The organism is Achromobacter aloeverae, from assembly GCF_004121055.1.
Classification (GTDB): domain Bacteria; phylum Pseudomonadota; class Gammaproteobacteria; order Burkholderiales; family Burkholderiaceae_B; genus Bordetella_C; species Bordetella_C aloeverae.
Genome location: NZ_PYAL01000002.1, coordinates 130,863 through 149,560 on the forward strand (window position 1 = coordinate 130,863; position 18,698 = coordinate 149,560).

Genomic DNA, 18,698 nt, shown 5'->3' on the forward strand with positions numbered 1-18,698 from the left:
CATCCGCCGCAAAGGAAGCGATATGCCGCACTATCCAACCTGGGAACAGACCCTCGCCGGCAAGCACTGGCGCACCACGCATTTCCCGCGCATCCGCGAGGACATGCCCACTTTCCTCGGCGTGCCATACGCCATCCGCGAGGAGGACATCCAGGGCGCCGACGTGGTGATCATCGGCTCGCCGTTCGCGGCCGGCTGGGGCAAGAAGTACAGCGGCGTGGACAAGGCCGAGTGGCTGGCGGCGACGACGCGCGTGCGCCAGCAGTCCATCCGCTATCGCGGCGGCTATGTGCAGGACATGGACATCGACGTGTTCGAGCACCTCAAGGTAGTGGATTATGGCGACGTCGATATTCCGATCGAGGCCAGCTACGAAGGGACGGTCGAGCGCATCCTGGAGGCCCAGGAAGGCGTCGAGGCGCGGGTCAAGCAGGCCCTCGCCGCGGGCGCCGTGCCCATCGTGATCGGCCAGAACTCGCCATGCGCGTCGTACGCCGTGGGTCGTCCCATCGCCCAGCACGTCAAGGGTCCCGTGGGCATGGTCAGCCTGGACACGCACTGGGACTGCTGGCCGTACGATTGGGCGACCATGAACGATCACATCGCCGGGTCGACCAACTGGAAGGACAAGCTGTTTCGCGACTGTCCCGAATACGCCATCAAGAACCTGGTGGAAATCGGCGAACGGGGCATGCTGGAGAACCCCGACGTGGTGCGCCGTTTCCTGCGCGAGGGGTGCTGCTTCATGCCGATGTGGAAGATACGCACCGAGCTGGGCATCGAGGGCGTCGTCAAGAATCTGGACCAGGCCTACCAGGGCACGCAGGCCGTCTACGCGCATTTCGACATGGACGTGCTGGGCGGCGCCGGCCCCACCGAAGGCGACCTGCTCGGCGAACTGGCGGAGCCGATAGGCATGACCGACTACGAGGCGATCCGCATTGCCTACGAAGTGGGCCGCAAGGGCTGCGCGGGCCTGTCCTTCCTGTGCATACCGCCCGGCTCGGCCATCATGTACCGCGTCATCGTGTATGCGCTGACCTACTTCCTGGCCGGCATGGCTCAACGCAAGCTGGAACAGGCCAAGCGCTGACCATGATGCAGATCGATACCGAGCGGGTATTGGCGACGCTGCGCCGCCTGGCGCGGTTCGGCGCTAGGGGCGAGGGGGTCTGCCGGCCCGCGCTGTCGGAAGACGACATGGCCGCCCGCCGCTGGCTGGCGGACCAGATGCGCGAGGCCGGTCTTGACGCGCGGATCGACGCGGTCGGCAATGTGTATGGGCGGACGCCGGGCGCGCGGCGCGCCTTGCTGGTCGGCTCGCATTCCGACAGCGTGCCCACCGGCGGCTGGCTGGACGGCGCGCTGGGCGTGGTCTTCGGCATCGAAGCCGCGCGCGTCTGGCGGTCGCAATGGCCCGATGCGCCCATCGGCATCGACGTCGTGTCCTTCTCCGACGAGGAGGGCCGCTATCTCAGTTGCCTGGGCAGCCGCGCCTTCTGCGGCGAGCTGGACGCGGGGCAGTGGGATGCGCTGGCCTACGAGGGCCGGACGCTGCGGCAGGCGGCCGCGGATGCGGGCCTGCCATCCCCGCAAGACCTGGCCCGGCTGGACCCGCAACGGCACCTGGCCTATCTGGAAGCGCATATCGAGCAGGGGCCGCGGCTGGATCGCGCCGGCCTGGATATCGGCGTGGTCACCGGCATCGCCGGCATGCATCGCTATATCGCCACGTTCAGCGGGCGGGCCGATCATGCGGGCACCACGCCGATGGACATGCGGCACGACGCCGGCATGGCCGCTTTCGAGTTCGCCGTCGAGTGCGAGGCCCGCTTCAGGCAGGTTGGCGCGGCCGATAGCGTCTGGAATTTCGGCGCGGTGGCATTCAAGCCCGGCGTGGCCAATGTGGTGCCCAAGGTGGCCGAACTGACGGTGGAACTGCGCGATCTGTCCGAGGACGTGATGGCGCGCATGGGCGCGGCCCTGGCCGCGCTGGCGGCCGAGCGGGATGGGGTGCGGCAGGTAGGCGTGCGGTTGGCCAGGCAAGGGGCGCTGTCGCCCGCGTCGATGGACGCGCGCCTGTGCCAGGCCCTGGACCAGGCGGCCGCGGCGCGCCAGGGCAGCCGCATGGCCATGCCCAGCGGCGCCATCCACGACGCCATGCTGCTGGCGCGCCACGTGCCCACGGGCATGATGTTCGTGCCCAGCATCGACGGGCGCAGCCATACGCCGGTGGAGAACACGGCCGATCGTCATCTGGCCCTGGGCGCGCAAGTCTTCTTCGACGGGCTGCGGGAAGTGGCGCGGATGTTCCAGGCGACGCTGCCGCCGGGTGTGGCGGCGACTTGACCCCCTTGCTGCCGACCTCGCACTGGCGCGGCTCGGCAGCTCATCAGTACGGGAAATATAATTGCAAACCGCGATGCCTGCGGCGCCGGGCCTATCCGGCCTGGCGCCGGCGGCAAGGCGCGTTCCTCGCCCGGCCTCCTATCCTGCGCGAGGCGGGTACGCACCCCGACCATTTTGCAAGGTCCTGCTACTGATGTCCGTTGCTCTGCTCGAATGGTCCGTTCCCGCCGCCATCCTGCTATGCGGCCTGGGATTCCTGGGCGCGAGCCTCCTGGAATTCAAGACGTCGCTGTGGGGAGCGTCGCTATGCTCCCTGGGCATCGGCTATGCCATCATGCTGTTCCAGCCGCAGGGATGGTCGCCCTACAAGCAGATCGTCGAAGACGGCTTCATCCTGCTCGGCGTCATATTGGCGGGCAGGGCGCTGCACAAGCGCGGCGATGGCGATCATCCCTCCCAGGCGCCTGCGCTTTATTTCGATGCCGCGATCCTGCTGGCGTCGACGGCGATGGCCGTCATATCCATCGTGTTCTTCGAAAGCGCGAGGCTGGAGACCTTCTTCGTCCAGGCGTGCTGCGCGCTCGTCGTCTGGCGCGCCACGCTGCGCTTCCTGCCACGCGCGACGTCGGTGTCGGACAAGGTGCTGGGGGGCACCTTCCTGTTCATCGCGGTGGTGCTGACCTGCCAGTGCCTGCTCTATATCGGCGCGCACGACACCAGCCCGGAGGCGGGGGCATGGCGCACGTCGGTCTGGGGCAACCTGGTCCAATACACCGGCCTGCTCGGCAGCATCCTGTTGACGTTCGCCGTGATGATCGCCACCAGCTACGACGCCATCGACAAATACCGCCGGCACGCGTACACCGACACGCTGACCGGCCTGCTCAACCGGCGCGGCCTGGAAGCGCTGCTCGCGTCGGCTTCGGGCCGGCGCTACAAGAACGCGGCAACCGCGTTGATCCTGATCGACATCGATAACTTCAAGGCCATCAATGACCAGTTCGGCCATCCCTTCGGCGACCTGGTGCTGGCCAGGTTCGGCGCCCTGGCCCGGGCGCGCGTCGGCGCCCAGGCATGCGTGGCGCGCCTAGGCGGCGAGGAATTCGTCGTCCTGTTTCGCGATGCGCGGCTCCAGGATGCCATCGCCGCCGCCGAGGGCATACGCCTGGCCTTGCTGGCGCAAAGCTGGGCGCCCCATCGGGATGACGTGCGCATCACGGCCAGCCTGGGGGTGACGCTGGTGAAGGACGGGGAAGCCTACGCGACCACGCTGCAACGCGCGGACGAACTGCTCTACGCGGCCAAGCGGCGAGGACGCAATTGCACCGTCGCCAGCGTCTCCGGCGCAGGCGAGACGGCGCTCCCCGGCCTGGACGATCGCGACAAGGCCGCCTAGCCGCGGCCAGAACAGGTACGCCCAGGCGATCATGCCTTCCGCGCGTCGGCCGGCGCCGGTTGTTCCGGCATCGGTTTGCCATTGGCGGCGATCGCCCGCCTGACCGCTGGCCGCTGGTTGATGTCGTCCAGCCAGCGCTGCACATGGACGTAGGGCATGATGTCCAGGTCCAGTTCTTCCCAGGTTCGCAACCAGCTATAGGCGGCGATGTCGGCGATGGAATAGGCCGATGTCGCGATGAATTCCGACTCGCCCAGGCGGCGGTCGACGACATCGTACAGGCGCAGCGCCTCCCGGTGATAGCGATCGATCGCTTCCCGGTTGTCGGTCCTGGATCCGTGCCGGAACCACCACAGCTGGCCCAGCATGGGGCCGATGCCACCCACCTGGAAGTGCAGCCACTGCTGTATCCGCACCTGGTCGGCATAGCGCGCGGGCTGGAGGCAGCCGGTCTTCGCGGACAGGTACGTAAGAATCGCGCCGGACTCGAAGACGGTCATGCGGGCGTCGTGGTCCACGATGGCGGGGATTTTTCCGTTCGGGTTGATCTTGCGGTAGCCGGGCTGGTGCTGCTCGCCGGCGGCCAGGTCCACCGTGACCTGCTTGTGCGGGAGGCGGGCTTCCTGCAGGTAGATGCTGACCTTCAGGCCGTTCGGCGTATCGGCGGTATAGAAGCTGAGAGACATGTCGTTTTCATCCTTTGACTCTGGGAAATAATTGCAATTACAATCGTTGCAAATACAATCGTATAGGGTGTCGCGCCAGCGTGCAATCGCTGCCGTACGAGGAGATCGGCGCGATCGCCGTGCCTCGCGGTGTCCCTGGCGGGTGGCACGCCTTCCCTGTATTCCCCTGGAGCTGGAGCACACGTCATGCGTCTGTTGAATATCGTTTCCTCCCCCCGCGGCCCGGCGTCGGCCTCCGTGGCCGTCGCCGAAGCGTTTATCGATGCCTATCGGAAGGCCCGTCCCGGGCTGGAGGTGGATACCCTTGATGTCTGGAACGAGGACCTGCCCGAATTCGACAGCCTGGCGATCGGCGCCAAATACAAGCAGGTATCCAAGGCACGCCTGACGGGCTATGAGCTATCGGTCTGGGCGCGCATCGAGACGCTGGCCAGGCGCTTCAAGGAGGCGGATCGCATCCTGCTGGGCGTGCCGATGTGGAACTTCGGGTATCCGTACAAGCTGAAGCAGCTGATCGACCTGGTCAGCCAGCGCGGCCGCCTGTTCTCCTTCGACGGCGTCGCGTATGGCCCCCTGCTGGAAATACCGCGCGCCCTGGTCGTCCACGTGCGCGGGCAGAGCGTCGACGAGGGCGCGGACGCCAGCAATCCCGGCTTCGCGCATCAAGCGGACTACATCCAGTTCTGGCTGAAGTTCATCGGCGTGCGCGAGGTGCGCAGCCTGACGGTGGAACATACCTGGGACGCGAGGGCCCCGGCGACGATAGAGCAAGCCAGGGCGCGGGCGGCGGAAATGGCGGCGGACTTCTGACCTAGCCTCGGTCGGCGGCGCCCCCGCGGACCTTCGCGGGGAAGCAATCCGCCAGCCACTCGATGAATACCCGCAGGCGTTGCGTCACATACCGGCTCTGTGGGTACACGATATGGAAAGGGTAGGGCGCGGGACGCCACTTCTTGAGGATTTCCACCAGCGTGCCGTCCCGCAACGCCGCCTCGCACGCATACGTGAAGGTCTGTACGATGCCGATGCCCGCGACGGCCGCCGCCAGATGCGCATTGCTTTCGTTGACGCCGACGCGGTGTTCGACCTTTATGTCGATGCGCTCGCCGTCGCGCTGGAAGCGGAACGGCATGGCTCGGCCATTCTGCGTCGAGACATAGCTCACCAGGCGGTGTCCGTTCTTCAGTTCGTCCGGATAGGCGGGCACGCCGAACTGCTTCAGGTACGCGGGCGTGGCGCAGGTGATGAGCACGGCATCGCCGATATGCCGCGCCACGAGCGATGAGTTGTCCAACGGCCCGCCCCGTATGACACAGTCGACGTTGTCGCCGATGAGATCCACCGCGCGATCCGATACGCCCAGGTCGACGCGGATGTCCGGATAGCGCCCGAGGAAATCCGGCAATAGCGGAATCAGTACGTCCTTGGCCGTCGAACCGCCCACATCGATGCGGAGATGGCCGCGCGGTTTGCCGCGCGCCAGGTTGAACGAGGTGTCGATATCCTCGATGTCGCGCAGTACGCGCGTGGCCTTGGCGTAGTAGTCCTGGCCTTCCGGCGTCACGGTGACCCGCCGCGTGGTCCGCTGCAGCAGCCGCGTGCCCAGATGGGCCTCCAGGTCCTGGACCAGCTTGCTCATGGTCGCGTTGGGCATGTCCAGGCTGTCGGCGGCCCGCGTGAAGCTGCCGGTCTCCACCACGCGCGCGAACGCGCGCATCGCCAATAACTGGTCCATGTGGGCGCCTGTGAAGGAAGGGCGGAAGGGAAATCCGCCTGATTGTCTGCCTGATTGTCCGGTTGATTTTACATGGTCATGGATAGTGATTTTGTTTTTTCAGTATTTTTTAATAAACCCGCCATCGCTAAAGTGACGTCCATGCACTGAACGACAGCCGGGCCGGCAAGAAAAGCCGGCTCCAGGCAAGGCGGTCGCCAGGGCCATCCCACTTCCTACGAACATCCACGCATGGAGTCCATCATGAGCAAGCAACTGAACGGCAAGATTGCCCTCGTCACCGGCGGCAGCAGCGGCATAGGCCTGGCGGCCGCACGGGAACTCGCGGCGCAGGGCGCGCGCGTCTTCATCACGGGCCGGCGCCAGGCGGAACTCGACGCGGCCGTGGCCGCCATCGGCCCGGCCGCCACAGGCATCCGGGCCGACGCGTCGGTGCTGTCGGACCTCGACGCCGTCTATGCGCGGATCGCCGGGTCGGCCGGCAAGCTGGACATCCTGTTCGCGAACGCCGGCGGCGGCGACATGATGCCGCTGGGCGCCATCACCGAGGAACATTTCGACCGCATTTTCGGCACCAACGTGCGCGGCCTGCTGTTCACGGTGCAGAAAGCCTTGCCTTTGCTGGTCGACGGCGCTTCGGTCATCCTGACTTCATCGACCACGTCCATCCAGGGAACGGCCAGCTTCAGCGTCTACAGCGCCAGCAAGGCAGCCGTCCGCAACTTCGCCCGCTCCTGGGCCCTGGACCTCAAGGATCGCCACATCCGTGTCAACGCCATCAGCCCCGGTCCGGTTCGCACGCCCGGCCTCGGCGGCCTGGTGCCTGACGAGGCCCGAGCGGGGCTGTTCGACTACCTGGCCTCGCAGGTGCCGCTGGGCCGCCTTGGCGAACCCGAGGAAATCGGCAAGGCCGTCGCCTTCCTGGCCTCCGATGCGGCAAGCTTCGTCAATGGCACGGAGTTCTTCGTCGACGGCGGCATGGCCCAGGTGTGATCGCGTCGCGGGCCGGGCGCATGCGCCGCCGGGCCCGCGCCTATCCACGGCAAGGGCCGGAACGTCAGTCCAGCTTCCCGAGCAGCAGGAATTCCATCAAGGCCTTCTGCACATGAAGGCGGTTTTCCGCTTCGTCCCAGACCACGCTTTGCGGGCCGTCGATGACTTCGCCCGTGACTTCCTCGCCGCGGTGGGCGGGCAGGCAGTGCATGAAGATGGCGTCGGAGGCGGCAGCCTGCATCATCTCGGTGTCGACGCACCAGTCGGCGAAGTCGGCGCGGCGCTGTTCGTTTTCCGCCTCGTAGCCCATGCTGGTCCACACATCGGTGGTGACCAGGTGGGCGCCCTTGCACGCTTGCATCGGGTCCTTGAACTGGCGCAGCACCGATGCCGGCGGGGAGCCGATGCGCGACGGCTCCAGCTCGTAGCCGGACGGCGTGGACACATGCAGGGTGAAGCCCAGCAGCTCGGCCGCCTGCAGCCAGGCATAGGCCATGTTGTTGGCGTCGCCCACCCACGCCACCGTCTTGCCGGCGATGGGACCGCGGTGCTCGATGTAGGTGAAGATATCGGCCAGGATCTGGCAGGGATGGTATTCGTTGGTCAGGCCGTTGATGACCGGCACGCGCGAGTGCGACGCGAAGCGCTCGATGCGGGTCTGCTCGAACGTACGTATCATGACGATGTCGACCATGCGCGAGATGACGCGCGCGGTGTCCTCGATGGGCTCGGAACGGCCCAGCTGCGAATCGTTGGAGGTCAGGTTGATGACCGAGCCGCCCATCTGGTACATGCCCGCTTCGAAGGAGACGCGGGTGCGGGTGCTGGCTTTTTCGAACACCATCGCCAGGGTGCGATCGTGCAAAGTCATGTGCGGTTCGTAGCGCTTGAACTTGTCCTTGATCAGGCGTGCCCGGTCGAACACGTAGTTCAGCTCAGAGGCCGAGAAGTCACGCACTTGGAGGAAATGCCGCAGAGGGCCGTTTTGGGTGCTGGCTGTCGTCATGATGTTTTGCAGGTCGTTGAGGCCGCGCCACCTCGCGGTGGGGTGCTCATTATGCCTTGTCCGCGTGAAAATCCACTAGCGCACGCTTTTTGCCGGGAAAACGGGGCTCCCGCGTGAACCTGCCGTCTTGTCGGATAGTTCGCGTTGGATAGTCCGGGCGATTGGTGGCACGCGAAATGCGATCCGGCGCCGAACGTCGCGCCGGCTAGTCTGGCCGTGGCCGAACCCGTGCGCGGACGGCGCTGAAATGTTCGGTGCAGGCCTATCATATACAATCCGCAGCGCGGCTCGGATGATCGAGGGCGTCCCACCCGGGCGCTTCATGCATCCGTCCCCGGTAGCAAAATCAACGGTATTCCGCGTGCGACAACTTTTTATCCTTGGTGTCACGGAAGATGGTCATCGTTTTCGCCCCAGTGACTGGGCGGAGCGGCTGGCCGGCGTCATGGCGCAATTCCGACCTCCTGGCATGGCACCCAGCCATCTCACGTACTCGCCGTACGTGTTGCCCGTCATAGTCGAAGGCAACCGCAGCGTCGTCGTCGACGAGCGCTTGCGCGAGCTCGAACCGCTGGCCTGGAAGTTCGTGGTGGATTTCGCCCGCGACAACCGGCTCCAGACGAAAGAGCACGACACCGACAATCCGGACTCGGTCGCGCCGGCCTGAGGGCCGCGCATGGGAATCGGGCTGGCCGCGATGCGGCGGCCAGCCTGGCCGCATGCCGTGTATCAGCCCTCGACCGGGGTGATCACCTTGCCGGTCTTCAGGAAGGATTCCAGGTTCTCGACCATCAGGTCTTCCATTGCCTTGCGGGTCTCAAGCGTCGCGCTGCCGATGTGCGGCAGCAGGACCGCCTTCTCGTTGGCCTTCAGCGCGTCCGGCACCTTGGGCTCCTGCTCGAACACGTCCAGCGCCGCGTTGCCGAGCTTGCCCGATTCCAGGCATTCGACCAGCGCCGCCTCGTCGATGACGGGACCGCGCGCGATGTTGATGACGGTGCCCGTCGGCCCGAGCGCCTCCAGTACTTCCTTGTTGACCAGGTGGAAGGTGCCGGGACCGCCCACGGTGGCGACGACCAGGAAGTCCGCCCACTTGGCCAGGTCGACCAGGGACGCTTCGTAGCCATAGGACACGTCATTGCGCTGGCGCCGGCTGTGGTACCGCACGTCCATGTCAAAGCCGATGCCCCGCTTGGCGATGGCTTCGCCGATGCGGCCCAGGCCGACGATGCCCAGCTTCTTGCCGCTGACGCGCGTGCCCAGCGGGATGCCGCCATGCACCTGGCCCCACGATCCGGCGCGCACGAAGCGGTCGCCCTGGGCGATGCGGCGGGCGCCCGCGAGCATCAGGCCCCAGGCGAGATCGGCCACGCAATCGGTCAGCACGTCGGGCGTATTGCTGACCTGGATGCCGCGCGCGTGCGCGGCCTTGATGTCCAGGGTTTCGTAGCCCACGCCCCAGCTGCAGATGGCCTTCAGGTCGGGCAGGGCGTTGATGATCTCGGCCGAGCAGCCGTAGTTGGCCGACGTCACCAGCGCGGTGATGCCCTTGCCGTGCTCGGCCAGCGCCGCCTTGCGGTCCGGATACTTCCAGAGTTCGACGATGTCGTATGCGCGCGCCAGGCGATCGTTGGCGGTGGGCGAGCCGGCATACGAGCCGACCTGGATGATGCGGGTCTTGGCGGTCATGATGTGTATCGATAACGAGGTTGAAAAGGGTGGAATAAAAAAGCGAAAAAGCGAAGCGGCCGCCGGTCGCCTTTTGCGGAGCGACCGGGACCAGCAGGTCGACGAATGCTACTCCATCTTGATGCCGCTCTTGGCGATGACGTCCTGCCAGCGCTTCACTTCGCCCTGCTGGAAGGCGGTGAAGTCGGCGGGACTGTTGGCGACGACTTCGAAGCCCAGGCCGTGCAGGGTCTCCTGCACCTGCTTCTCGCGCAGGGTCTTGCGCAGCGCGTTGGACAGCTGTTCGACCACCGGCTTCGGGGTGCCGGCCGGCACGGCGAAGCCCTGCCAGGAATAGACGACCATGTCCTGCAGGCCGGCCTGCGCCATGGTGGGCACGTCGGGCAATTCAGGAATGCGGGCATCGCCCGTGGTGGCGAGGGCCTTCAACTTGCCCGCCTTGATGTGGGTCAGCACGGCGCCAAGGTTCTGGAAGGAAACGTTGACCTGGTTGCCCATCAGGTCGCTGATGGCGGCGGCGCCGCCGCGGTAGGGCACGTCCACGCCGGTGGTGCCGGTCTTCTGGCGGAACAGCACGGCGGACAGGTGATCGGACGAACCCGTGCCGGACGAGGCATAGGACACCGCGCCGGGATTGGCCTTGGCGTAGGCGACCAGTTCGGCGACGTTGTTGGCCGGGAACTTGGGCGCGGCGACCAGCACGTTGGGATTGCGGACCGCCATGGTCAGGTACGTGAAATCCTTGCTCGGGTTGTACGATAAGTTCTGGTACAAGGCCTGGTTGATGGAGAAGGTGCCGATCGAACCGACCATCATGGTGTACCCGTCGGGGGCGGACCGGGCCAGCGCCTGCGCGCCGATGGCGCCGTTGGCGCCCGGCTTGTTCTCCACCACGAAGTTCTGCTTGAGCTGCTGCGACAGGCCCGGCGTCACGGCGCGCGCCGTGATATCGGACGAGCCCCCCGGCACGAAGGGAACGATGACGGTCACGGGCTTGTCAGGGTAGGACGCGGCCTGGGCGGCGCCGGCGCTGGCGAGCAGCAGCCCGGCGGTCGCCGCGGCAAGGGTGCGGATTACGGATTTCATGTTGTCTCCTGATTTTCTTGTGGCAGGCGCGGCAATCTTGGCCCGGCCTGGTCCGCGCGCGGGGCTTGGCGGTCCCGGAACCGCCTCGGTGCCGGTATGCGATGCCCGCGCGTGCAGCTTATGTTATCGGTTGTCCGATGTCTAGCTTGTTAAACAAGCACAGGTGTTCAGGCATGAATATGTCAACCAAGTATACTGGCGTCCCCTTCGAGGGACTGGAGAAGCCCTTGCCCAAAGCCCGTAGCCTACCGATCCCGAGCGCCGGCGCGGCGGACCGCGCCGTTGCGTCCGCGCATGAGGCCCGGGCGCCCGCGCTGGACCGGGGCCAGCGGGTGCGGCTGGGGGACCAGCTGTACGGCCAGATCTTCGACCAGATCGCCTCGGGCCGCTTGAATGTGGGCGACAAGCTGCCCTCCGAACATGAGATCTGCGAACAGTTCGGCGTGTCGCGGCCTGTCGTGCGGGAAGCCTTGTTGCGCCTGCGCGCCGATGGGCTGGTCAGCGCCTATCAGGGCCTGGGCACCTTCGTCAGCCACCAGCCCGCGCCGCGCCTGAAGACCCTGGGCGACGTGCGCAACGTCAGCGCCTATTTGCGCGCCCAGGAAGTGCGCATGGCGCTGGAAGGCGATGCCGCCCGCCTGGCGGCCTTGCGCCGCACGGACGAGCAACTGAAGAAAATTGTCGACGCGGACCGCGCTTTCGCCGAAGGCCTGGCCCATGGCCGGGTTTCGGCCGAGGCCGACCTGGCATTCCATGCCAGCATCGCCGAGGCCAGCGGCAATGATTTCTACCTGGCCGTGCTGGAGACCATACACGAGTCCATACAGGGATTCATGCGCCTGTCGCTGAACCTCACCCGCACCGGCTCGCGCCAGCGCGCGGAGCGGGTGGCGGACGAGCACGCCGCCATCCTGGCCGCGATACGCGAGCAGGACGGCGAGCGCGCGCGCGTGGCCATGCAGTTCCATCTGGGCCAGGCGCGGCATCGGCTGGTCGACAAGGAAAGGGATTAGCGGGGACGGGCGGGGCATGCCCGCGCGGCCGGGCGCAAGAACATCCAAACGCAAACACGGAGACAGCAAGTGGCAGTCAAGGATAGTGAAATCTTCAAGGCGCCCCTGGACCAGGTGCGCGAACAGATTCTGCGGGTCCTGCAGGCCTGGGGCATGCCGGCCGACCTGGCGACGACGACCGCCGCGTTGATGAGCGAGACGGACGCGCTGGGCATCGATTCGCACGGCATCTCGATGCTGCCCAGCTACGAAGACAAGGTACGCGCCGGCACGCTGAACATCGCCGCCCGCGCGCGCGTGGTGCGCGACAGCCCCGCCAGCGCCTTGCTCGATGCCGAAGGCGGGCTGGGCTACCCGGCCGCCGCGCAGGCCATGAACCTGGCGGTGGACAAGGCGCTGGCACAAGGCGTGGGCGCGGTGGCGGTGCGCAACTCGCATCACTTCGGCGCGGCCGGCGTGTACGCGCGCATCGCCGTGCGCCGCGGCGTCGTCGGCCTGGTGACCAGCAGCGCCAACGGGGTGATCATGGTGCCCACCGGGGCAGCGCGGCCGATGCTGGGAACCAATCCCTTGTCCTTCGCGGCGCCGGCCGGCAAGCACGAACCCTTCGTGCTGGACATGGCTACCACCACGGTCGCGGCCAACAAGGTCAAGGTCTACGATTTCCATCGCAAGGCGCTGCCCTCGGGCTGGGCCGTCGATGGGCAAGGCCAGCCGGTGACCGATTCGGCCGAGGCCATGGCGTATATCTTCGACCGCCCCGACGGCGGGCTGACCCCGCTGGGCGGCACGCCGGCCATGAGCAGCCACAAGGGCTATGGGCTGGCGATGATGGCGCAGATCCTGGGATCGACGCTGACCGGCAGCGAATTCGCGCTGACCTATGCCCAACGCCGGCAAGCCGGCCAGCCGGACAATATCGGCCACTTTTTCCTGGCCCTGAATCCGGCGGCGTTCCGCGACGCCGGCGCGTTCGAAGCCGACCTGGACCAGATGATAGATGCCGTGCACGATATGCCGCGCGCCGATCCGGCCGTGCCCGTGATGGTGGCGGGCGAGCCAGAGGCCGCGCACCGCGCCCGCCGCGAAGTCGAGGGCGTGCCCATTCCGCCGGCCCTGGACCAGCGTCTGCGCGCTATCTGCGAGCGTTGCGGCGCGCCTTACCTGCTGCGCGATCGACCTGCCGCGCATTGACCTGCCTGCATCGACAGATGACGATGTTCATGAAAGCAGGGTCTGTAAAGCAGGGCCATGAAGGCAAGACCGATAAGGCAAGACCGATAAGGCAAGACCGATAAGGCAAGACCGATAAAGCAAGGTCCATAAAAGCAGGATCGATAAGCAAGGTCCATGAACACAGGAGACAGCATGGCATCGAACCGTATTCCCTTTCCGGCGCCCCGCCGTCGCGTAATGGCGGCGTTGGCCTTGAGCCTCGCGGGGCTGGCCGCGACAGCACTGGCGCCGGCCGCGCGGGCCGCGGATTGGCCGGACCGGCCCCTGCGGCTGGTGGTGCCTTTCCCGCCTGGCGGCAGCACCGACGCAGTGGGCCGCCTGGTCGCCGCCGAGCTGGCCAAGGAGCTGAAGCAGACGGTGATCGTCGAGAACAAGGGCGGGGCCAACGGCAATATCGGCTCGGACTATGTCGCCAAGGCCGAGCCGGACGGTTACACGCTGCTGTTGTCGGGGGTGGGCTCCAATGCCATCAACTACGCGCTGTACCAGTCCATGCCATACAAGAACAGCGATTTCGCCCATATTTCGCTCCTGGCGACCGGCCCCAACGTGCTTGTTGCCAACCCCGAATTCCCGGCCAGGACGTTCAAGGAGTTCATCGCGCTGGCCAAGGCCAGTCCCGGCAAGTACACGCATGCCAGTTCGGGCAACGGTTCATCGGGGCATCTTGCGATGGAAATGCTCAAGCAGGCGGCGGGCATCGACCTGATGCACGTTCCCTACAAGGGCGGCGCGGCAGCCATCACGGACACCATCGCCGGCCGTGTGTCGGTGCTGTTCCTCAACCAGGACAATGTGCTGCCGCAGGTCCAGGCGGGCAAGCTGCGGGCGCTGGCCGTAGCCAGCGAAAAGCGCAACCCGGCCTATCCGGATACGCCGACCATCGCCGAGTCGGGCTACCCCGGCTTCGCCGCGGAATCGTGGTTCGGCCTGTCGGCGCCGGCGCGCACGCCGCCGCAAGTGATCGAGCGCCTGCACCAGGCCACCGTCAAGGCCATGGCCGACGCGGAACTGCGGCAGAAGCTGGAAAAGGTGGGATTCGTCGTGGTGGGCAACGGTCCGCGCGAATTCTCCACGTTCGTCACCGCTGAAATCCAGAAATGGGGCAAGGCGGCCAAGGAGTCCGGCGCACGGATGGACTGACGCGGGCAACCGCGCAAGGCCATCCGCCCGGATGTTGCGGCACTTCGAGGTGTCCGCGGATCTACACAGGAAGCAGGAAGCAATATGACCTCACCCTTACCCAATCGTTTTCGCCAGCGCATCCTCGCGCGTGAGCGGGTCATCGGTTTCTGGATGTGCATGTCCAGCCACATCACGGCCGAATTGGCCGGCCTGGCCGGCTACGACTGGCTGCTGCTGGACGGCGAGCATTCGCCCAACGAGATCCCGATGTTCCTGCAGCAGTTGCAGGCCCTGCAAGGCAGCGAGGCGGCGCCCGTGGGACGGCCGACGCAGAACGATCCGGTGGAGATCAAGCGCTTCCTCGACATCGGTTTCTACAACTTCCTGATTCCCTTCATCGAATCCGCCGACGAGGCGCGCCGGGCGGTGGCGGCGACGCGCTATCCGCCCGAGGGCATCCGTGGCGTGGCGGGCATGCATCGCAGCAATCTGTACGGCACCGTGCCGGACTACCTGAAGACGATCAACGACAACATCTGCGTGCTGTTGCAGATCGAAAGCCAGGCCGGCGTCGACGCGATCGACGAGATTGCCGCGGTGCCCGGCGTGGACGGCATCTTCATCGGTCCTTCCGACCTGGCGGCGGCCTTGGGGCATCTGGGCAATCCCGGCCATCCGGACGTGCAGAAGACCATACGTCACCTGTACGAACGGGCGAGCGCGCATGGCAAGGCCGTCGGCATCCTGGCGCCGGTGGTGGAGGACGCGCGCCGCTACATCGACATGGGCATGCACTTCATCGCCGTCGGGACGGACCTGGGCGTGTTCAAGCAGGCCACGTTCGCCTTGCGCGAGACCTTCCGTTGAGAGACGGGTAAGTTCGCGGGCAAAAAGTCAAAGGGCCGATTCCACGAGGACTCGGCCCTTGATTTGCCTATCTTGCCTTGCTTTGCGCGCGCTGAACGACTGGAGCGTGGCGGACCGCAGTGGACATTCCCGACTGCCGTTTTCACATCAACGACACGCGCGCTTGCCTACGCGTGGATATCAAGCCGGCAAGGGGCCGGCGATTCCGCGCGAGGCAGGTCCGGATCCGGGGATCCGGACAATCACAATCAGGCCAGGGCCTTGACGGCGGCAGCCAGGCGGCTCTTGTGGCGAGCGGCCTTGTTCTTGTGGATGATGTTCTTGTCAGCCACGCGATCGATCACGCTGGTCGACTTTTGCAGCACGGCGGCGGCGGCAGCCTTGTCGCCCGCTTCAATGGCTTGGCGCACGCGCTTGATGGCGGTACGCAGCATCGAGCGCAGGCTCGAGTTGTGCTTGTTGCGCTCGACGGATTGACGGGCACGCTTGCGGGCTTGGGCAGTGTTGGCCATATTGCTATTTAGTTAAGAATTCGGCAAAGCTCAACATTATAACAATGATCGACGTTTATGCAAGCGTTTGTCGAGCGTGTTGTCTCAGCCCTGCACGTGTCTCAGGCCTGCAGGACGTCGATGGTGACCAGCCAGGGCAAGCGCCTGATTGTAATGGGTATCGTGCGCGCCAGTGTGTCCAGCGTGGCATCGGAGTCGTCCAGCGGGAACTGGCCGGTGACCAGCAGGCCGCCAGCCGCCATCGAGACGCGCAGCACGCCGCTGCGGTAGGGACGCAAGGCCGCCACGATATCGGCCAGGGGGCGGTTGCGCACGGCGATCCAGCCCGTCTCCCAGGCCGCGTCGGCCATCAGCTCGGCACGGGGGGTATCGATCTGCATGCCGTCGAAGCGCGCCCCGGTGCCCGCCGCCACCGTCGCGCGCGCCTGGCCGCTTGTGACGATTTCCACTTCGTGCTCGTGGACCACCACCAGCGAACGGCGCATCTGCTGGCGCACCATATAGCGCGTGCCCAGGGACCGCACGGACCCCTGTTCGGTATGGATATAGAAGGGACGGTTGGGATCCTTCGCCACGGACACCGTCACCGCGCCTTCCAGCAGCCGCACATTGCGCGTGGGGCCGGCGAAGTCCAGTTCGACCCGGGTCCGCGCGTCCAGCAGGATCTGGCTGCCGTCGGACAGCAGGTACTGGCGCCGTTCACCGGTCGCCGTGGCGGCATCGGCCGAGAGATTCTTCAGCGGGTACAGCTCATTGACCAGGCCCAGCCCGACCAGGCCCGCCGCCAGGGCGCCGCCGCCGGCCAGCAGGCGGCGCCGCAGCGGACCGCGGGCCAGCCTGGGGGGCACCAGGGGCGCCTGGCCCGCCGATCGGGCTGGCGCGACGGGCAGGCGGCTGACGCCGGCGGCCGTCTGGGCGGGGGTGGAATATCCGGCTGGGTAGTAGTCGCTCAGTCGGCCAAAGGACGACCCCAGCGCCGAGGTCAGCTGGTTCCAGGCCTTCTCATGCAGGGGGTCCGCTTCCCGCCATGCCATGAAGTCCGCGTAATCGGCAGGCGATGCGCGGCCGGAACGCAACAGCAGCAGCCAGTTCACAACCTGGTCTGCCACGGGCGAAGCGGGTTCCGGTATTGCGTCCTGTCTCAATGGCGTTCCAGGGCGGGCTCAGTCGGTATGAGGGGATATTGCATTGTAAATCTGATTGTAAATATTAAAGCGTTTTCTAAGCTATCGGGCAATTTCCCCAATGATTTTAAAGAGAACTAGTCCATTCTCGTCTTTGCGGATGAGCACCAGGGCAGAAATATACGGAAATTTATTGAAATAGGCTTAATTCCGGGGACGGGCCCAGGGGCATAGGTTCGTCCGTGCCGCCGGCGGGTTCAGGGCGATTCCTTTCCGCGGCGCGCGAAATCACGCGGCCGTACGCCGCACAGGAGCAGCACGGCGCCGTAGGTGGCGGCGCTGCCCGCGAGGACGGCGGCCAGCCACAGCAGGCGCCGGGTGCCATGCGCCTGCAGGGCGATCCAGTCCAGGTGATGGTTGGCGTAGCGCAGCACGGCGGCCATCGCCAGCAGGGCCGGGACCAGGCGCAGGACGAATACGCCCCAACCCGGGCTTGGCCGGTAAGCGCCACGGCGCAGCAACAGCGCCAGCAACATCAGAGCGTTCAGGCACGCGCCCAGGCCGATGGCCAGGGCGAGGCCGGCATGGGCCAGGCGGGGCACCAGGACCAGGTTCAGGCACTGCGTCAGCACCAGTACAAGCACGGCAACCTTGACTGGCGTACGGATGTCCTGGCGCGCGTAGAAGCCGGGCGCCAGGATCTTGACCGACAGCAGGCCGATCAGGCCCACGCCGTAGGCCATGACCGCGATGCGGGTCTGGGCCACGTCGTGGGCGGAAAAAGCGCCGTAGTGGAAAAGGGTGGCGACCAGCCCGTCCGACAACAGCGCCAGGCCCACCGACCCGGGCAGGCCCACCAGCAGGGTCAGGCGCAGGCCCCAATCCAGCAAGGCGCTGTAGGCCTGGGTGTCGGCGCGGGCGTTGGCGGCCGACAGGCTGGGCAGCAGCACCGTGCCGAGCGCCACGCCCAGCATGGCGGTGGGAAATTCCATGAGGCGGTCGGCATAGGACAGCCAGGTGACGCTGCCGGCGGGCAGCCAGGTCGCGATGTTGGTATTGATCAACAGCGAAATCTGCGCCACCGAGACCCCCAGCGTCGCCGGCAGCATTTGCTTGAGTATGCGCTGTACGGTCGGGTCGGCCCATGCCTCGCCCAGGCGGGCCGTGTAGCGGGGCGCCATGCCCAGTCGAACCAGTGCTATCCATTGGATGGCAAGTTGCAGGACGCCGCCGGCCAGCACGCCGATGGCCAGCGCGTAGACGGGCGGGTCGTAGTGCGGCGCCAGCCAGATGCAGGCCACGATCATGGCGATGTTGAGCAGCACCGGCGTGAAGGCCGGCACGGCGAAATGGCGCCAGGTGTTGAGCACGCCCGACGCGAACGCCACCAGGGACATGCACAGGATGTAGGGGAACATCACCCGCGTCATCCACACCGCGCCGTCGAAGCCGGGGCCGCTGCGCAGGCCGCTGGCCATGGCGGTCACGACCCAGGGCGCGGCCACCATGCCGATCGCCGTGACCAGCATCAGCGCCACGGTCAGCAGCAGCGCCACCTTGTCCAGCAAGGGGCGCACGCCCGCGTCGCCATGCTGCGCGCGCGCCGCCCCCAGGATGGGCACGAAGGCCTGGGCGAACGCGCCTTCGGCGAACAGTCGCCGCAGCAGGTTGGGGATGCGGAAGGCGACCCAGAAGGCGTCGGTGAGCGGCGCCGCGCCGAACGCGCGCGCCACCAGGATGTCGCGGGCCAGGCCCGCGATGCGCGACAGCAAGGTGAAGCTGCTGACCGTGGAGGCGGAGCGCAACAGGCTCATGGCGGATGGCGGCGCAGGGAAAGGGGTGACGGCGCGTCGCGGTGAAACTGGCCCGGCAGTCCCCGGG

General features: G+C 66.4%; 18 protein-coding genes. 10 read left to right on the forward strand and 8 right to left on the reverse strand.

Annotated features, from left to right (window positions below):
* The first annotated feature begins 22 nt into the window (after window positions 1–22).
* The 3 genes from C7R54_RS07495 to C7R54_RS07505 all read left to right on the forward strand — a co-directional run bounded on the left by C7R54_RS07495 (window position 23) and on the right by C7R54_RS07505 (window position 3,745).
* The gene (locus tag C7R54_RS07495; RefSeq protein ID WP_129149592.1) at window positions 23–1,093 is read left to right on the forward strand and encodes an arginase family protein; all 1,071 of its coding nucleotides are present in this window, start codon (window positions 23–25) and stop codon (window positions 1,091–1,093) included.
* 2 nt (window positions 1,094–1,095) lie between these two features.
* Entirely contained in the window at window positions 1,096–2,349 is a 1,254-nt protein-coding gene (locus tag C7R54_RS07500) for a M20 family metallo-hydrolase (RefSeq protein WP_129149593.1), read from the forward strand.
* Window positions 2,350–2,542: 193 nt separating this feature from the next.
* The gene (locus C7R54_RS07505; RefSeq protein ID WP_129149594.1) at window positions 2,543–3,745 is read left to right on the forward strand and encodes a GGDEF domain-containing protein; all 1,203 of its coding nucleotides are present in this window, start codon (window positions 2,543–2,545) and stop codon (window positions 3,743–3,745) included.
* A 29-nt stretch (window positions 3,746–3,774) separates the two neighbouring features.
* Here C7R54_RS07505 and C7R54_RS07510 read toward each other — a convergent pair whose 3' ends face one another.
* A complete protein-coding gene (locus tag C7R54_RS07510; protein WP_129149595.1) occupies window positions 3,775–4,431 on the reverse strand; it encodes a glutathione S-transferase family protein in 657 nt (218 codons plus the stop codon).
* Window positions 4,432–4,617: 186 nt separating this feature from the next.
* Between C7R54_RS07510 and C7R54_RS07515 the strand changes: the two genes are divergently transcribed.
* Window positions 4,618–5,241 carry an FMN-dependent NADH-azoreductase gene (locus C7R54_RS07515; protein ID WP_129149596.1) on the forward strand — a complete coding sequence of 208 codons (624 nt, stop codon included), beginning with the start codon at window positions 4,618–4,620 and terminating at the stop codon, window positions 5,239–5,241.
* Between the two features lies 1 nt (window position 5,242).
* Here C7R54_RS07515 and C7R54_RS07520 read toward each other — a convergent pair whose 3' ends face one another.
* On the reverse strand, window positions 5,243–6,166 hold the full coding sequence (locus C7R54_RS07520) for a LysR family transcriptional regulator (RefSeq protein WP_129149597.1): 924 nt from the start codon (window positions 6,164–6,166) through the stop codon (window positions 5,243–5,245).
* Between the two features lie 243 nt (window positions 6,167–6,409).
* Here C7R54_RS07520 and C7R54_RS07525 point away from each other — a divergent pair, with 243 nt between their 5' ends.
* Window positions 6,410–7,159, forward strand: coding sequence for an SDR family NAD(P)-dependent oxidoreductase (locus tag C7R54_RS07525; RefSeq protein ID WP_129149598.1), 750 nt, complete (start codon window positions 6,410–6,412; stop codon window positions 7,157–7,159).
* A gap of 64 nt (window positions 7,160–7,223) precedes the next feature.
* Here C7R54_RS07525 and argF read toward each other — a convergent pair whose 3' ends face one another.
* Window positions 7,224–8,165, reverse strand: coding sequence for an ornithine carbamoyltransferase (gene argF / locus C7R54_RS07530; protein WP_129149599.1), 942 nt, complete (start codon window positions 8,163–8,165; stop codon window positions 7,224–7,226).
* Between the two features lie 322 nt (window positions 8,166–8,487).
* Between argF and C7R54_RS07535 the strand changes: the two genes are divergently transcribed.
* The gene (locus tag C7R54_RS07535; protein ID WP_129149600.1) at window positions 8,488–8,832 is read left to right on the forward strand and encodes a DUF3579 domain-containing protein; all 345 of its coding nucleotides are present in this window, start codon (window positions 8,488–8,490) and stop codon (window positions 8,830–8,832) included.
* Between the two features lie 62 nt (window positions 8,833–8,894).
* Here C7R54_RS07535 and C7R54_RS07540 read toward each other — a convergent pair whose 3' ends face one another.
* Window positions 8,895–9,854: a 2-hydroxyacid dehydrogenase gene (locus tag C7R54_RS07540; RefSeq protein ID WP_129149601.1), complete on the reverse strand. Its 960-nt coding sequence runs from the start codon at window positions 9,852–9,854 to the stop codon at window positions 8,895–8,897.
* A gap of 108 nt (window positions 9,855–9,962) precedes the next feature.
* The gene (locus tag C7R54_RS07545) at window positions 9,963–10,940 is read right to left on the reverse strand and encodes a Bug family tripartite tricarboxylate transporter substrate binding protein (RefSeq protein ID WP_129149602.1); all 978 of its coding nucleotides are present in this window, start codon (window positions 10,938–10,940) and stop codon (window positions 9,963–9,965) included.
* A 314-nt stretch (window positions 10,941–11,254) separates the two neighbouring features.
* On the opposite strand from C7R54_RS07545, the gene C7R54_RS07550 reads away from it, so the two are divergent.
* From C7R54_RS07550 to garL, 4 genes are all read left to right on the forward strand, one after another.
* Complete coding sequence (locus tag C7R54_RS07550) at window positions 11,255–11,953, forward strand: FadR/GntR family transcriptional regulator (RefSeq protein WP_240039472.1); 699 nt, start codon at window positions 11,255–11,257, stop codon at window positions 11,951–11,953.
* A 69-nt stretch (window positions 11,954–12,022) separates the two neighbouring features.
* On the forward strand, window positions 12,023–13,147 hold the full coding sequence (locus C7R54_RS07555) for an Ldh family oxidoreductase (protein ID WP_275669687.1): 1,125 nt from the start codon (window positions 12,023–12,025) through the stop codon (window positions 13,145–13,147).
* A 219-nt stretch (window positions 13,148–13,366) separates the two neighbouring features.
* The gene (locus C7R54_RS07560; protein WP_129150374.1) at window positions 13,367–14,332 is read left to right on the forward strand and encodes a Bug family tripartite tricarboxylate transporter substrate binding protein; all 966 of its coding nucleotides are present in this window, start codon (window positions 13,367–13,369) and stop codon (window positions 14,330–14,332) included.
* Between the two features lie 84 nt (window positions 14,333–14,416).
* Entirely contained in the window at window positions 14,417–15,181 is a 765-nt protein-coding gene (gene garL / locus C7R54_RS07565) for a 2-dehydro-3-deoxyglucarate aldolase (RefSeq protein WP_129149604.1), read from the forward strand.
* Window positions 15,182–15,429: 248 nt separating this feature from the next.
* Here the strand turns inward: garL and rpsT are convergent, their stop codons facing one another.
* From rpsT to murJ, 3 genes are all read right to left on the reverse strand, one after another.
* On the reverse strand, window positions 15,430–15,693 hold the full coding sequence (gene rpsT / locus C7R54_RS07570) for a 30S ribosomal protein S20 (protein ID WP_129149605.1): 264 nt from the start codon (window positions 15,691–15,693) through the stop codon (window positions 15,430–15,432).
* A gap of 101 nt (window positions 15,694–15,794) precedes the next feature.
* On the reverse strand, window positions 15,795–16,802 hold the full coding sequence (locus C7R54_RS07575; protein ID WP_129149606.1) for a FecR family protein: 1,008 nt from the start codon (window positions 16,800–16,802) through the stop codon (window positions 15,795–15,797).
* A gap of 272 nt (window positions 16,803–17,074) precedes the next feature.
* A complete protein-coding gene (gene murJ, locus C7R54_RS07580; protein ID WP_129149607.1) occupies window positions 17,075–18,631 on the reverse strand; it encodes a murein biosynthesis integral membrane protein MurJ in 1,557 nt (518 codons plus the stop codon).
* Between the last annotated feature and the right edge of the window lie 67 nt (window positions 18,632–18,698).

Excerpts from the sequence above, each read along its gene's own strand:
- C7R54_RS07495 (WP_129149592.1), top strand. The coding sequence starts at position 23 with ATGCCGCACTATCCAACCTGGGAACAGACCCTCGCCGGCAAGCACTGG.
- C7R54_RS07500 (WP_129149593.1), top strand. The coding sequence starts at position 1,096 with ATGATGCAGATCGATACCGAGCGGGTATTGGCGACGCTGCGCCGCCTG.
- C7R54_RS07505 (WP_129149594.1), top strand. The coding sequence starts at position 2,543 with ATGTCCGTTGCTCTGCTCGAATGGTCCGTTCCCGCCGCCATCCTGCTA.
- C7R54_RS07510 (WP_129149595.1), bottom strand. The coding sequence starts at position 4,431 with ATGTCTCTCAGCTTCTATACCGCCGATACGCCGAACGGCCTGAAGGTC.
- C7R54_RS07515 (WP_129149596.1), top strand. The coding sequence starts at position 4,618 with ATGCGTCTGTTGAATATCGTTTCCTCCCCCCGCGGCCCGGCGTCGGCC.
- C7R54_RS07520 (WP_129149597.1), bottom strand. The coding sequence starts at position 6,166 with ATGGACCAGTTATTGGCGATGCGCGCGTTCGCGCGCGTGGTGGAGACC.
- C7R54_RS07525 (WP_129149598.1), top strand. The coding sequence starts at position 6,410 with ATGAGCAAGCAACTGAACGGCAAGATTGCCCTCGTCACCGGCGGCAGC.
- argF (WP_129149599.1), bottom strand. The coding sequence starts at position 8,165 with ATGACGACAGCCAGCACCCAAAACGGCCCTCTGCGGCATTTCCTCCAA.
- C7R54_RS07535 (WP_129149600.1), top strand. The coding sequence starts at position 8,488 with ATGCATCCGTCCCCGGTAGCAAAATCAACGGTATTCCGCGTGCGACAA.
- C7R54_RS07540 (WP_129149601.1), bottom strand. The coding sequence starts at position 9,854 with ATGACCGCCAAGACCCGCATCATCCAGGTCGGCTCGTATGCCGGCTCG.
- C7R54_RS07545 (WP_129149602.1), bottom strand. The coding sequence starts at position 10,940 with ATGAAATCCGTAATCCGCACCCTTGCCGCGGCGACCGCCGGGCTGCTG.
- C7R54_RS07560 (WP_129150374.1), top strand. The coding sequence starts at position 13,367 with ATGGCGGCGTTGGCCTTGAGCCTCGCGGGGCTGGCCGCGACAGCACTG.
- garL (WP_129149604.1), top strand. The coding sequence starts at position 14,417 with ATGACCTCACCCTTACCCAATCGTTTTCGCCAGCGCATCCTCGCGCGT.
- rpsT (WP_129149605.1), bottom strand. The coding sequence starts at position 15,693 with ATGGCCAACACTGCCCAAGCCCGCAAGCGTGCCCGTCAATCCGTCGAG.
- murJ (WP_129149607.1), bottom strand. The coding sequence starts at position 18,631 with ATGAGCCTGTTGCGCTCCGCCTCCACGGTCAGCAGCTTCACCTTGCTG.